The 13,602-nt window shown below is 69.4% G+C and carries 11 protein-coding genes; 2 read left to right on the top strand and 9 right to left on the bottom strand.

The window, feature by feature from the left end; all coding sequences use genetic code 11:
- Position 1: 1 nt before the first annotated feature.
- A complete protein-coding gene (gene dapE, locus LPH33_RS06745; RefSeq protein WP_016692048.1) occupies positions 2-1,078 on the bottom strand; it encodes a succinyl-diaminopimelate desuccinylase in 1,077 nt (358 codons plus the stop codon).
- 98 nt (positions 1,079-1,176) lie between these two features.
- Between dapE and dapD the strand changes: the two genes are divergently transcribed.
- A complete protein-coding gene (gene dapD / locus LPH33_RS06740; protein ID WP_160874837.1) occupies positions 1,177-2,130 on the top strand; it encodes a 2,3,4,5-tetrahydropyridine-2,6-dicarboxylate N-succinyltransferase in 954 nt (317 codons plus the stop codon).
- Positions 2,131-2,238: 108 nt separating this feature from the next.
- Complete coding sequence (locus LPH33_RS06735; RefSeq protein ID WP_420714494.1) at positions 2,239-3,576, top strand: amino acid permease; 1,338 nt, start codon at positions 2,239-2,241, stop codon at positions 3,574-3,576.
- Here the strand turns inward: LPH33_RS06735 and LPH33_RS06730 are convergent.
- The 8 genes from LPH33_RS06730 to LPH33_RS06695 all read right to left on the bottom strand — a co-directional run bounded on the left by LPH33_RS06730 (position 3,545) and on the right by LPH33_RS06695 (position 13,560).
- A complete protein-coding gene (locus tag LPH33_RS06730) occupies positions 3,545-5,161 on the bottom strand; it encodes a substrate-binding domain-containing protein (RefSeq protein WP_229567522.1) in 1,617 nt (538 codons plus the stop codon). The genes LPH33_RS06735 and LPH33_RS06730 overlap by 32 nt on opposite strands.
- Positions 5,162-5,314: 153 nt before the next feature.
- Positions 5,315-6,568: a PucR family transcriptional regulator gene (locus tag LPH33_RS06725; RefSeq protein ID WP_160874961.1), complete on the bottom strand. Its 1,254-nt coding sequence runs from the start codon at positions 6,566-6,568 to the stop codon at positions 5,315-5,317.
- 171 nt (positions 6,569-6,739) lie between these two features.
- Complete coding sequence (locus tag LPH33_RS06720; RefSeq protein ID WP_160874843.1) at positions 6,740-8,170, bottom strand: acyl-CoA synthetase; 1,431 nt, start codon at positions 8,168-8,170, stop codon at positions 6,740-6,742.
- A 44-nt stretch (positions 8,171-8,214) separates the two neighbouring features.
- Positions 8,215-8,919 (bottom strand): rhomboid family intramembrane serine protease, encoded by a 705-nt coding sequence (locus LPH33_RS06715; protein WP_088896684.1) that lies wholly within the window; start codon positions 8,917-8,919, stop codon positions 8,215-8,217.
- Between the two features lie 187 nt (positions 8,920-9,106).
- Entirely contained in the window at positions 9,107-10,219 is a 1,113-nt protein-coding gene (dapC, locus tag LPH33_RS06710) for a succinyldiaminopimelate transaminase (protein WP_229567520.1), read from the bottom strand.
- A gap of 22 nt (positions 10,220-10,241) precedes the next feature.
- Complete coding sequence (gene fdxA, locus LPH33_RS06705; protein WP_006550573.1) at positions 10,242-10,565, bottom strand: ferredoxin; 324 nt, start codon at positions 10,563-10,565, stop codon at positions 10,242-10,244.
- A gap of 154 nt (positions 10,566-10,719) precedes the next feature.
- Positions 10,720-13,317: a bifunctional FO biosynthesis protein CofGH gene (locus LPH33_RS06700; protein ID WP_229567519.1), complete on the bottom strand. Its 2,598-nt coding sequence runs from the start codon at positions 13,315-13,317 to the stop codon at positions 10,720-10,722.
- 45 nt (positions 13,318-13,362) lie between these two features.
- Positions 13,363-13,560 carry a hypothetical protein gene (locus tag LPH33_RS06695; RefSeq protein WP_088896683.1) on the bottom strand — a complete coding sequence of 66 codons (198 nt, stop codon included), beginning with the start codon at positions 13,558-13,560 and terminating at the stop codon, positions 13,363-13,365.
- Positions 13,561-13,602: the final 42 nt, after the last annotated feature.

Raw genomic sequence — 13,602 nt, 5'->3', positions numbered from 1 at the left:
GTTATCGGGTGAGATAGGAGCGCAGAACGGAGGTCACCTCGGTGATCCGCCCCACTTCGACGTGCTCGTCGCGCTTGTGCGCGAGGTTCGGATCGCCCGGGCCGTAGTTGACGGCCGGAATCCCCAGCGCCGCGAACCGCGAGACGTCGGTCCAGCCGTACTTGGCCCGGAACTTCCCGCCCGCGGCCTCGACGAGCGCGGCCGCCGCCGGGTTCGACAGTCCGGGCAGCGCGCCGGGCGACATGTCGGTGAGCTCCATCGAGATCGCGAGACCGTCGAAGACCTCCCGGACGTGCGCGAGTGCGTCGTCGGGGCTGCGATCCGGGGCGAACCGGAAGTTCACGTCGAGCGCGGCCGCGTCGGGCACCACGTTCCCGGCGACACCGCCCTCGATGCGCACGGCCGACAGTCCTTCCCGGTACACACAGCCGTCGATGTCGACCGACCGTGCCTCGTAGCGGGCCAGCCGGTCCAGCACGGGAGCGAGCTTGTGGATCGCGTTGTCGCCGAGCCAGGAGCGCGCCGAGTGCGCCCGCACACCGTCGGTCGTGATCCGCACCCGCAGGGTGCCCTGGCAGCCGGCCTCGATCTCACCCGAGGTGGGTTCGCCGAGGATCGCGACGTCCGCGTCGAGCCAGTCGCGCAGTTCGGTCTCGATCCGTCCGAGCCCGTTGTACGCGGCCGCGATCTCCTCGCAGTCGTACATCACGATCGTCAGGTCGTGCGCGGGATCGGTGACGGTCGCGGCGAGGTGCAGGAAGACGGCGTCGCCGGCCTTCATGTCGGAGGTGCCGCATCCCCACAGCAGGTCGCCGTCGCGCCGCGACGGCACGTTGTCGGCGATCGGGACGGTGTCGAGGTGGCCGGCGAGCATCACGCGGCTGCCGAGCCCGCGGTTCGTCCGCGCCAGGACACAGTTGCCGTTGCGCACGATCTCGAAGCCGTCGGTCTGCTCACGCAGGGCCGTCTCCACGGCGTCGGCGATGAGCGTCTCGTCCTGCGACACGCTCGGGATGTCGACGAGCGCGGCGGTCAGTTCGACGGGGTCGGCGTGCAGGTCCAGCTGCGGTACGGGCATACCTGCACGATACGAAACGCGTCCGCCCCTCAGACCCCGCACACGATATTCTCAGGGGGGACACAGGCGCAGGACCGCCTCGCGTACGCTTCTCACCCGTGAGTGCACACGGAGCATCAGCAGTAGGCATCGCGAACATCACGGAGGACGGGACCGTCCTCGACACGTGGTACCCGGCACCCGCCCTCGGCGAGCCGAGCGAAACCGGAACGACGCGGCTCGAGGGCACGGACATCCCGTCCGATCTCGCCCTGCTCGCCGGTCACGACGAGGCGCGCGAGGTCCAGCAGGTCGTGGTGCGCACCGACATCGCAGACCTGTCGAAGCCCCCCGTCGACACTCACGACGCCTACCTGCGCCTGCACCTGCTGTCGCACCGTCTCGTCCAGCCACACGGACTCAACCTCGACGGCATCTTCGGTCTGCTCGCGAACGTCGTGTGGACCAACTACGGCCCGTGCTCGCTCGAGAATTTCGAGACCGTGCGCTCGCGTCTGCGCATCCGCGGACCGGTGACCGTCTTCGGTGTCGACAAGTTCCCCCGCATGGTCGACTACGTCGTTCCCGCCGGTGTCCGCATCGCCGACGCCGACCGCGTCCGCCTCGGTGCGCACCTCGCGTCCGGCACCACCGTGATGCACGAGGGCTTCGTCAACTTCAACGCCGGCACGCTCGGCAACTCGATGGTCGAGGGCCGCATCTCCGCGGGTGTCGTCGTCGACGACGGTTCCGACGTCGGTGGTGGCGCCTCGATCATGGGCACCCTCTCCGGTGGCGGCAAGGAGGTCATCTCCGTCGGCAAGCGCTGCCTGCTCGGCGCGAACGCGGGCGTGGGCATCTCGCTCGGCGACGACTGCATCGTCGAGGCCGGCCTGTACGTCACCGCCGGCACCAAGGTCACCGGTCCTGACGGCACCGTCGTCAAGGCCGCGACCCTCAGCGGCGCCTCCAACCTCCTGCTGCGACGCAACTCGGTGAGCGGCGCGGTCGAGGTCGTGCCGAACAAGGGCAGCGGAGTCGAACTGAACGCAGCTCTGCACGCCAACGACTAGCTCTGCACCCCACAACAGATTCGGAACCGAGAAACTGTGAGTGAAACCCAGCGGCCCGCTTCCGAGGTCGAACATCTCGGGAGCGGCCTGAAGGTCCGCCATCTGACCATGATGGGACTCGGCTCCGCCATCGGCGCGGGCCTGTTCCTCGGTTCCGGAGTGGGCATCGCCGCCGCCGGTCCGGCCATCATCGTGTCGTACCTGCTCGCCGGCGTGATGATCATCTTCGTGATGCGCATGCTCGGCGAGATGGGTGCCGCGCTGCCGGTGAGCGGTTCGTTCTCCCACTACGCACGCATCGGGATCGGCCGCTGGGCCGGATTCAGCATGGGCTGGCTGTACTGGTTCATGCTGATCATGGTGCTCGGTGTCGAGATCACCGGCGCCTCCGCGATCGTGCAGTCGTGGCTACCGGGCGTACCCCAATGGGTGGTCGCGCTGGTGTTCGTCACCTTCTTCGCGGTGGTCAATCTCGCGCGGGTCGCCAACTTCGGTGAGTTCGAGTTCTGGTTCGCGGCACTGAAGGTCGCGGTCATCCTCGGCTTCCTGGTGATCGGCATCCTGCTCGTGTTCGGTCTGCTTCCCGGCACCGAACCCGTCGGCACCACGCACCTGCTCGGCGACGGCGACGGTTTCGCACCCAACGGCATCGCCGGCATCGCGGCCGGTCTGCTCGCGGTGGCCTTCGCCTTCGGCGGCATCGAGATCGTCACGATCGCCGCGGCCGAATCGAAGGACCCGGAACGGTCCATCGCGACCGCCGTGCGCAGCGTCGTCTGGCGTATCTCGGTCTTCTACCTCGGGTCGATCTCGATCATGGTGCTCGTACTGCCGTGGACCGCGGCGAGTGGCGAGACCTCCCCGTTCGTCTCGGTGCTCGACATCGCCGGCATCCCCTACGTGTCCGGCTTCATGGAACTCGTCGTGGTGATCGCGCTGCTGTCGGCGTTCAACGCCAACGTCTACGGCACCTCCCGCATGGCCTACTCGCTGGCGCGCGGCGGCGACGGCCCGGCCTGGCTCAGCAAGCTCACCCACCACGGGGTGCCCCGCAACGCGGTGCTCGTCTCGGTGTTCTTCGGCTTCGTCAGCGTGTGGCTCAACTGGTTGCTGCCCGACACCATCCTCGGGATCCTGCTCAATGCCGTCGGATCGGCGCTCATCGCGATCTGGTTGTTCATCGTCGTCTCGCACCTGCGGTTGCGCCGCAAGTTCGAGCGCGAGGGCACCATCCGCCTGCGCATGTGGCTGTTCCCCTATCTCAGCTGGTTCACGCTCGCGATGCTCATCGGCTTCATCGTGCTGATGCTGTCCGACAGCGCGGCCCGGGTCCAGCTCGCGTCGACCTTCGTGCTGTTCCTGATCATCACGGCGCTCGGCCTGCTCTGGCACCGCGCCCACGACAAGAAGGCCGTCAGCCACCCGTCCGATCGGCCAGCGCAGTGAGCACGAGCTCGGTGATGTCGAGCGGATCGCTCGTCCGGTAGTTCACCCCTCCGGTCGCCGCGGCGATCTGTTCGAGGGTCGCGGTGTCGACGTCCTCGCCGAGTCCGATCGTCACGATGCGGACCGGCCTGGACGGATCGTTCTCGTTCGAGAGGACGGCGAGCAGTTCGTCCTTCGAGATCGCGGAGCCGTTGTCGGCACCGTCGGTCACCACGACGACACTGTTGGCCGCTCGTGGGTCGTAGCTGTCCTGCACGTACCGGAAGGCCGCGAGGATCGTGTCGTAGAGTGCGGTGGTCTCGTCGGCCGTACCGGCCATCTGCGCGACGAGCGAGGTGAGCAGGTCGCGTTGGGTACCGTCGTCCACCACCGCATCGAAGCGCCGGATCGGTGCCGCCACGATGTAGTCCCCCGTTGCCTCGGCGCGGTCGTTCGGCAATGTGGCGTAGTCGCTCACTCCCCCACCGAAGAACCACAGGCCCGCTGAGACGTTCCCGGGCAGGACCTCGTTGGCGGCGGTCGCGGCGCGCCGGACCAGTTCGATCCGACTCTCGTCGCCGAGATTACGGTTCATCGACGCGGAGACGTCCACCGCGAACACGGTGCGCACGGGAAGCGCCTGCAACGCCCACACGTTCATCGCCTCCTCGGCGACGGTCTCGTCGTCGAGTTCGAGCACCGGCACCGCTCCCACACCGCGGCCGTCGGGCAGGGGTCGTCCGCCTCCGTCCCGGAAGCCGTGACGGGTCAGCCTGTCGAGTCCTTCGGACGTGTGCAGCGCGTCGGTCAGCGCCGTGGCGGCCGCCGCCGCGGCGTCGTGCCGTTCTCCGCGCGCCGTCACGACCACCGGATAGTCCACGAGCAGCGTCCCGGTGGCGGGTACCTCGATGCCCAGTTCGCGCTTGTGGACGCTGCGATAGGTCTCGACCTGCTGTTCGGTGCTCACCACCGTCCCACCATCGGCGACGGTCTCCCCGAGCAAGGTCGATCCGGTAGGTACCTCCTCGTCGCGAACCCCCTCCCGCTCGGCGAGCGGCGCCATGACGGGACGGACCGTGCCCATCGCGACGGGATCGTCGGCGGCCTCGGCCAGCACGGCGCGGATGGCACCTGCCGCGGGACCGGAGCGCAATGGATTGCCGAAGACGAGACCGGGATCGGACAGGGCCTCCTGCCAGTCGGCCGCCGGTTCGACGGTGCCCGGCGCACCCGCGATCACGAGCGGCGTGGTGGCCAGCGGTGTCGACACCGTGCGCACCGGGCCCGTGGCGGTCTCACCCGCCCACGACGCCCACCATCCGCCCGCCGGGAGCCACAGGTCAGGAACGTCGTCGGTCGCCAGTCGCGCCGACACCTCCCCCGGTTCCTGTTCGACGACCTCGAACTCCGTACATCCGGATACCGAGGTCCCCTCGATCACCGGTGCGAGGTCGGCGGTGACCGCCACGGTGTAGCGCTCGGAGTCGTCGCACCCACTCCGCCGCTCCACGAACAGGAAGGCGACGGATCCGGCCGCGAGGACGAGGATCACGGCGACGACGAACCAGCGCGCCCGACCCCCGCCCGGCCGTGCATCCCCACTCACGCCGCCACGACGGCTCGGCGGATCCGACTCGGACGGTCCGGACTCCCCCGCCATGCGTCGGCCCCCTCGTGCTCACTCCGGGTGACGCCCCTCGGTCGCCCGAGACCGATGATATAGACCGGCACGCCTCGGGAAGCCGAATCCGACGCGATATCAGCCCTGTTCGGAGCTCTCCAGTTCGAGTCGTCGAGCGATCAGCGCCGCCTGCAGCTGGCGCAGTCCGGAGGGCCGGGTGGGGTCGAATCCGGTGAGTTGCGCGACCCGCTTGAGGCGGTAGTCGACAGTGTTCGCGTGGACGTGCAGGGTCTTGGCCGTGAGCTGGCGACTGAGATCGTGGGCGATGTGCGTTTCCAGCGTCTCGACGAGTTCGGGTGATTCCTCGAGCGGATCGAGTACGCGCGCAAGATGGCGGCGTGCCGGTCCGGGCCGGGTCAGCTGGTATTCGAGTGCGAGATCCTGCATGCCGTAGGCCCCGACCGGGCGGCCGAGCCGTCGCACGAGGTCGAGCAGCTCGTGGGCCTGCTTCGCCGCGGTGGGTACCTCCCGGACGGGAGCGTGCACGAGGGCGAGCGTGACGGACACCCCGGCCACGGTCTCGATGCGCTGCCGGAACTCCTCGATCGCCTCCGTCGAGGGTGATTCGGGGAGCAGGACGGTGCCGCCCTCGGGGCCGAGCATCGCGAGATGGCGGCCCTCGCAGATCGCCTCGAGTTCGGTCTCGACCCGGCGCAGCGTGCGCCGCGCGACGACCTCCGGCCGCACGTGCGGATTGCGTTCGTCGGGATGACGGGTGAGCGAGACCGCGAGCACCGTGTAGGTGTCGGCGAGCACCAGCCCGGAACGCTGCGCGACGGCCGCGGCGTCCTGCCCGCGCAGCAGCGCGGTGACCAGTTCCTGCGCGGCGACGTCGCGTTCGCGGCGGATGGCGTCGAGTTCGGCGACGAAACCGGTGGTCGCGGCGACGGTGACCTTCTCGAGCAGGGCCATCCACAGGCGGGACGCGTCGGCGACCGAGGAGACGTCGCCCTCCCGGGCCCGATCGGTGACCAGTTCCCAACCGAGACGGATGCCTTCGTGGTAGATCCGGAGCATGTACTCGAGCCGGAAACCGGCGCGGGCCCACTGGGCGGCGCTGCTGCGCAGGTCGGCGAGCTCCGCGTCGGACGGCAGTTCTCCCGAGTCCAGGAGATGGATCGCGATGCGCAGGCAGCGCACGGTGACCTCGGTGACGTCGCCGCGCAGCGATTCCCCCGGTCGGAGCGAACACGGCGCCACGTTGTCGGCGAAGTGCGCCACGAGTTTGCGAGCCACGGCCGGCAGATCGCGCAGCGGAACGGACGCGGGCTTGCCGTCCACCAGGAAGAGCGGGGCGTTGTCACCGTCCCCCCGACGGTCGTGCCCGGGCAACCGGACCTGATCCGTTACAGACATCCCTCGAACCCCCATCGAAGTGAGTAGATCTACATACGGTGCAGTAGAGAATCCGCCTCGCAGCATGACACATGCAACCCCTGTGACCGATTTTCCACGAAGTTCCGGTAACAGGAACTTGACCGCGGGCGCTCCCCACCGACCCCGTCAGCCCAGTTTCTTCTTCTGCACCTTGCCCATCGCATTGCGCGGAAGGTCGCTCACCACACGTACCTCCCGGGGCCGCTTGTGCACGGAGAGCTGTTGCGCGACAAGGTCGATCAGTTCCGACTCGTCGACCTGGGGACCGTCCGCGGCGGGCACCACGAACGCGACGATCCGCTGACCGAGATCGTCGTCGGGCAGGCCCACCACGGCAACCTCCCGCACAGCGGGATGACCGAGCAGAACGGTCTCGATCTCCCCCGCACCGACCCGGAAACCACCGGTCTTGATCAGATCGGTCGACTCGCGACCCACGATGCGGTGGAAGCCACCCTCGTCGACGGCCGCCACGTCGCCGGTGACGAACCATCCGTCCTCGGTCCACGCGGCGGCGGTGGCCTCGGGCCTGTTCAGGTAGCCGTCGAAGAGCATCGGCCCACGTACCTGCAGGACACCGATGCTCTCCCCGTCGTGGGGCACGTCGCGGCCCTGCTCGTCGCGCAGTCGCGTCTCGACTCCGGCGACGGGCGTGCCGACCCAGCCGGGACGGCGCTCGCCGTCGACCCGCGTGCTGAGGGTCAGCATCGTCTCGCTCATGCCGTAGCGCTCGATCGGGACCAGCCCCGTGAGCTCACGCAGCCGTTCGAAGACCGGCACCGGCAGCGGCGCGCTGCCGGAGACGAGCAGTCGTGCACCGCTGAGCGCGCGGGCGGAGTCCTCGTCCTCGACGATGCGTGTCCACACCGTCGGCACCCCGAAGTAGAGCGATCCCTGCGCTTCGGCGTAGGCCTGTGGGGTGGGCTTGCCGGTATGGATCAGCCGGCTGCCGACCCGCAGGGCTCCGACCACACCGAGCACGAGTCCGTGCACGTGGAACAGCGGCAGTCCGTGGACGAGCGTGTCGCGTTCGGTCCAGGCCCACGCCTCGGCGAGGGCGTCGATACCCGCGGCGATCGCCCGGCGGCTCAGCAGCACACCCTTGGGCAGGCCGGTGGTCCCGGAGGTGTAGAGCACGAACGCGATTCGCGCCGGGTTCGGCTCGGGCAGGTGGTGCCAGTCGCGGGCGTGCAACCGGACCGGCAGGCTCGGCAACTGTGGAACGTCGGGATGCTGCACCTCCGGCGCCGGACCGAGCCAGGCCTGCGCACCCGAGTCCCTCAGGATGTGGGCGAGTTCGGCGGGCCCCGAATCCGGCGGCACCGGCACCACGGTCGTCCCGGCGAGCAGGGCACCGGTCACGGCGACGACGGTGGTCGCGTTCGGGGTGGCGAGCACGGCCACCCGATCGGCGCGGGCCACCCGTGCCGCGACCGCGGTCGCCGCGCCGAGCAGATCGCTGCGGGAGAAGGTGTGGCCGTCGATGCGAACGGCGTCCGGGAGATCGTCGCCGCGCGCGACGGCCAGCGGGTTCAGCGAACGAAGCAGTGCAGACACAGCAGCCACGATTCCATATCGCTGCGGCACTCCTGCAGAGGCGGTCAGGTACGGATGTCGCCGCGTGCCGCGGACACCGATGCCCGCGCGAGGTGCACCGGGGGAAGCACGGTGGCCAGAACCGCGCCCAGCAGCATTCCGATGAGGACGGCCACGCCGTGCGCGTCGCCCGCGATCACGAGGACCACACCGAGCAGGAAGGTCGCCGCGGAGGCGACGAGCAACGGGCGGGTCGCTCCGACGACCGGCCACAGTCCCGCCAGGGTCGCGGCGGACGCGAGGGTCGCGCCGGTCGTTCCCGCGCCGTCGGACGGGAAGACGAAGGTGGTGAACAACCCCCACATCACCTGGCCGATCACGAACAGGCCGAGGGCGCGGTACCACCGCCACACCCGCACGATCGCGACGGCGACCACCGCGAGCAACAGCAGGTTCACGACGGTGAGGAGCACGCCGCCGTCCTCGATCAGACCGGCGGTGAGGACGCGCCACCACTCCCCCGAGTCACGGGTGCGCACCGGCTGCCGCCGGAAGACGTCGAGCAGTCCGGGAAAGACGAGCCGAGCGAGCGAGGCCACGGCGACCACCGACCACAGGATCGTCGCCGCGACCGGCGGGGGCCACCAGAACGATCGCGTCGTCGCGCGGGCGGCACTTCCCGAGTGGGAGCGTGACGCGCTCGCCGCAGCGATCGCCACCACAGCGACATAGAGCACCCACAGCAGCGGATCCTCACCGGACGAACTCACGGGGCCAATCTACCGGCGAGCCGCTCGCCCGGCGGTGCGTCGGCGACGTCCGACACAGGAGAGCTACCGACGGGACGATCGACGGGGAGATTGTGTGCGCGTTTCTCGGGAATTCCGCACACAACCTCCCCCACGATCCGCATTCACGTGGGGCGGGCGAACTTCGTGCGGAGCCGGAGGCTGCGCTCTATCCGCGCAGTCGCGCAGCGGCGGCGTCGATGGCCTCGTCGGTCGCGGTGAGTGCGATCCGGACGTGCAGGACACCACCGGGACCGTAGAACTCGCCGGGTGCGACGAGGATGCCGCGTTCGGCGAACCAGTCGACGGTCGCGCGGCATTCCTCACCGCGCGTCGCCCACAGGTACAGGCCGGCCTCCGAGTGGTCGACGGTGAAGCCGGCACCGCGCACCGCGTCGAGAAGCACTTCGCGCCGCTTGCGGTACTTCTCGCGCTGGGCGTTCTCGTGCTCGTCGTCGTTCAGTGCCGCCGTCATCGCGGCCTGGATCGGCAGCGGCACCATCATGCCGGAGTGCTTGCGGACCTCGAGCAGGTCGGCGACGAGGTCGGCGTCGCCGGTGACGAAACCGGCCCGGTAGCTCGCGAGATTCGAGGTCTTCGACAGCGAGTGCACCGCGAGGAGGTTGGTGTGGTCGCCCCCGCACACGCTCGGGTGCAGGATCGACAGGGCCTCACCCTCCCAGGTGAGCCCGAGATAGCACTCGTCGGAGACGACGATCGCGTTGCGGCTGCGCGCCCAGTCGACCACCTTGCGCAGGTGGTCGGGTCCGAGCACCTTGCCGGTGGGGTTCGACGGCGAGTTCACGAAGACCAGCGACGCGACCTCGGGACCGAGGCGGGTCAGCCCGTCGGCGCGGATGATGCGGGCACCGGCGAGCAGGCCACCCACCTCGTAGGTCGGGTACGCCAGTTCGGGGATCACGACGAGATCGTCGGCGCCGAGGCCGAGCAGCGACGGCAGCCAGGCGATCATCTCCTTGGTGCCGATCGCCGGCAGGATCGCCGAGTCGTCGAGACCGGTGATGCCGTAGCGCCGTTCGAGTGCACCCACGGCCGCCCGCCGCAGTTCGGCGGTGCCGTGCGTGGTCGGATAACCCGGCTCCTCCGCGACGGAGACGAGCGCCTCCCGGATCACGGGGGCGACCGGGTCGACCGGTGTGCCCACCGACAGGTTGACGATGCCGTCGGGATGCGCCGCTGCCTTCGCCTTCGCGTCGGTCAGGGAATCCCAGGGGAAGTCCGGAAGGCTCTTCGCCACCGAACGGCGGACACGCGTACTCACGAAAGTTCCACCGGTCCGTTCGTCACTCTTCGCCCATGGGAGGGAGGTTCTTGACGAACGGCGGGTCGTAGTCGACCTTGCCGAGCTTCGCGGCGCCGCCGGGCGAGCCGAGATCGTTGAAGAAGTCGACGTTGGCCTTGACGTACTCGGACCACTCGTCCGGGACGTCGTCCTCGTAGAAGATCGCTTCGACGGGGCACACGGGCTCGCACGCACCGCAGTCGACGCACTCGTCGGGGTGGATGTACAGCATGCGACCGCCCTCGTAGATGCAGTCGACGGGGCACTCCTCGATGCATGCCTTGTCCAACACGTCCACGCACGGTTCCGCAATCGTGTACGTCACTGCTGTTCTCCCTGCCTCTCTGTAAGCCCGCCGACCTGCGCGGTCTCGCCCGAGCGGGCGCCCTCGACGCCCACGGTCCTCCAGTATCCCCCGTCCCCGTGCGACCCTCCGGAGTAAGGGTCCCCTACTTCGGAGTGCCGGCCGCCGCGGCGGGTCAGCCCGAGGTGACCGGGAGCTCGATCGGCGTGTACGCGGTGGTCCGCTGGCGCGCCGGCCGCCCGATGCCCTCGGCGATCGCGACGAGTTCGGCGACGGTCTTCTCCGAGCCGTGCTGCGAGCCCGCCATGCGCGAGATCGTCTCCTCCATGAGCGTGCCGCCGAGGTCGTTGGCGCCGCCCTCGAGCATGGCCTGCGTCCCGGCGACACCCAGCTTCACCCAGCTGGTCTGGATGTTGTCGATCCGGCCGTGCAACATGACCCGGGCGAGGGCGTGCGCGGCACGGTTGTCGCGCATGGTCGGGCCGGGGCGCGACGCGCCGGCCAGATACAGCGGCGACGACTGGTGCACGAAGGGCAACAGCACGAACTCGGTGAATCCGCCCGTGCGGTCCTGGATCCCGCGGATCACTTCGAGGTGGCCGACCCAGTGGTACGGCTGGTCGACGTGCCCGTACATCATCGTCGAGCTCGAGCGCAGTCCCACCTCGTGCGCGGTGGTCACGACCTCGATCCACTCGGCGGTCGGGAGCTTGCCCTTGGTGAGCACCCACCGCACCTCGTCGTCGAGGATCTCCGCAGCGGTGCCCGGGATGGTGTCGAGCCCCGCCTCGCGCAGCTCGGTGAGCCAGTCCCGGATGGACGTGCCGCTGCGCGCGACACCGTTGACGATCTCCATCGGCGAGAACGCGTGGACGTGCATCGACGGCACCCGCGCCTTGACGGCGCGGACGAGATCGGCGTAGCCGGTCACCGGCAGCTCCGGGTCGATGCCGCCCTGCATGCACACCTCGGTGGCGCCGGCGACGTGCGCCTCCCACGCGCGGTCGGCGACCTCGCTCGCCGAGAGGGTGAACGCGTCGGCGTCGCCCTTGCGCTGCGCGAACGCACAGAACCGGCAGCCGGTGTAGCAGATGTTGGTGAAGTTGATGTTCCGGTTGACGACGTAGGTGACGTCGTCGCCGACGGTGTCGCGGCGCAACTGGTCGGCGAGCGCCACGAGCGCTTCGAGACCGGCGCCGTCGGCGTTGGCGAGGGCGATGTACTCCGCTTCGGTGCAACCGCCCGGATCCCGTTCCGCGGAGCGCAGCGCCGAGAGCACGTCGCTGTCGAGCCGCACCGGCGCGGAGGCACCCAGTTCGAGCACCTGTTCGCGGACGGTCTCCCAGTCGCCGAAGGCGCTCCCCAGATCGGAGCGGTGCTCGGTGTTGCGTCCGGTCACGTCGATCTCGGAGTTCAGGTCGACCCGGCCCGACGACTCCCAGTCGATGTCGGGCTCCTGCCAGGGCAGTCCGGACGGGATCACCTCGCGTGCGAGGCCCGTGTCCGGATCGGCGAGGGCGTGCACGTGAGCAGTGATGCGCGGATCGATCCACGGCTGCTCGGCGAGCACGTATTTCGGCTGCGCCGCGATCCGTTCGGTGAGCTCGAAGCCGGCCTCGGAGCTCAGGCGCGCCAGGGTGTCGAGGTTCGGCCAGGGTCGTTCGGGATTGACGTGATCGGGCGTCAACGGCGAGACGCCACCCCAGTCGTCGACACCCGCCCCGAGCAGCGCGCGGCACTCGTCGAGCGAGACGAGATTCGGCGGGGCCTGGATGCGCATTCCCGGTCCGAGGACGAGCCGTGCGACGGCGATCGCGGCGAGGAACTCGTCGAGATCGGCGTCGTCGTGCTCGCGCATCGCGGTGTCGTCCTTGGCGCGGAAGTTCTGGACGATCACTTCCTGGATGTGACCGAATGCCTTGTGCGACTTGCGGATCGCGTGGATCGATTCGGCGCGCTCGGTGAAGTCCTCACCGATGCCGACGAGGATGCCGGTGGTGAACGGCACCGCGAGTCGGCCCGCGTCGGTGAGCACCCGCAGCCGCACCGCAGGATCCTTGTCGGGGCTGCCGTAGTGGCACTGCCCCTTCTCGGTGAACAACCGTTCGGAGGTGGTCTCGAGCATCATGCCCATCGACGGGGCGACCGGCTTCAGCCGCGAGATCTCGGCCCAGCTCATCACCCCGGGGTTGAGGTGCGGCAACAGACCGGTCTCCTCGAGGACGCGGATCGCCATCGCGCGCACGTAGTCGAGGGTGGAGTCGTAACCGCGTTCGTCGAGCCACTGCTTCGCTTCGGGCCACCGGTCCTCGGGTCGGTCGCCGAGTGTGAACAGGGCTTCCTTGCACCCCAGTTCGGCTCCCTGACGGGCGATCTCGAGGATCTCGTCGGGTTCGAGGTACATGCCGTGACCCTCGGCGCGGAGCTTGCCGGGGACGGTGACGAAGGTGCAGTAGTGGCATCGGTCCCGGCACAGCCGGGTGATGGGGACGAAGACCTTGCGCGAATAGGTGACCGTGCCGGGGCGTCCCTCCGCGAGGAGGCCGGCATCGCGCACCCGCGCCGCCGACGCACAGAGATCCTCGAGATCGGCGCCCCGGGCCTGCAGCAGGACCGCCGCTTCGTCGACGTTCAGCGCGACCCCGTCGCGCGCCCGGCGCAACGCCCGACGCATTCCCGAGGGAGTAGCCGTGGATCGGGACGCGGCGCCGGGACGCACGCTGGGGGTCGGGAGCATCGCGGACTGCGGGGTGTCGTCTGCGGAATCGGTCATGGGCCCGATCATGCGCCTACGAGCACCCCCATGCCACTTCGGGGTCTATCCGCGCGGGTAGTCGTCGTCCGCCGGGACTTCGCGGGACTGCTCGTAGGTGTCTGCCGGGTCGGCTTCGAGGGGCACGTCCGAAGGCAGGTCGTCGACAGGATCGTCGTAGACGGGAATGGCCTGCTCGAGCCGGTCGGCCTCGGAATCGTTGTCGGACTGGATCTCGATGCCGAGCGCATTCGACTCCGTCATTGCGATCTCCTCCTGATAGGGCCCGATCGTGAGATCGGATCG

Origin of the sequence: Rhodococcus sp. RDE2, from assembly GCF_020885655.1 — a bacterium.
Lineage (GTDB): Bacteria > Actinomycetota > Actinomycetes > Mycobacteriales > Mycobacteriaceae > Rhodococcus > Rhodococcus pyridinivorans.
The sequence above is the reverse complement of the archived record's forward strand: the minus strand, read 5'-3'. Positions and strand labels throughout refer to the sequence as shown.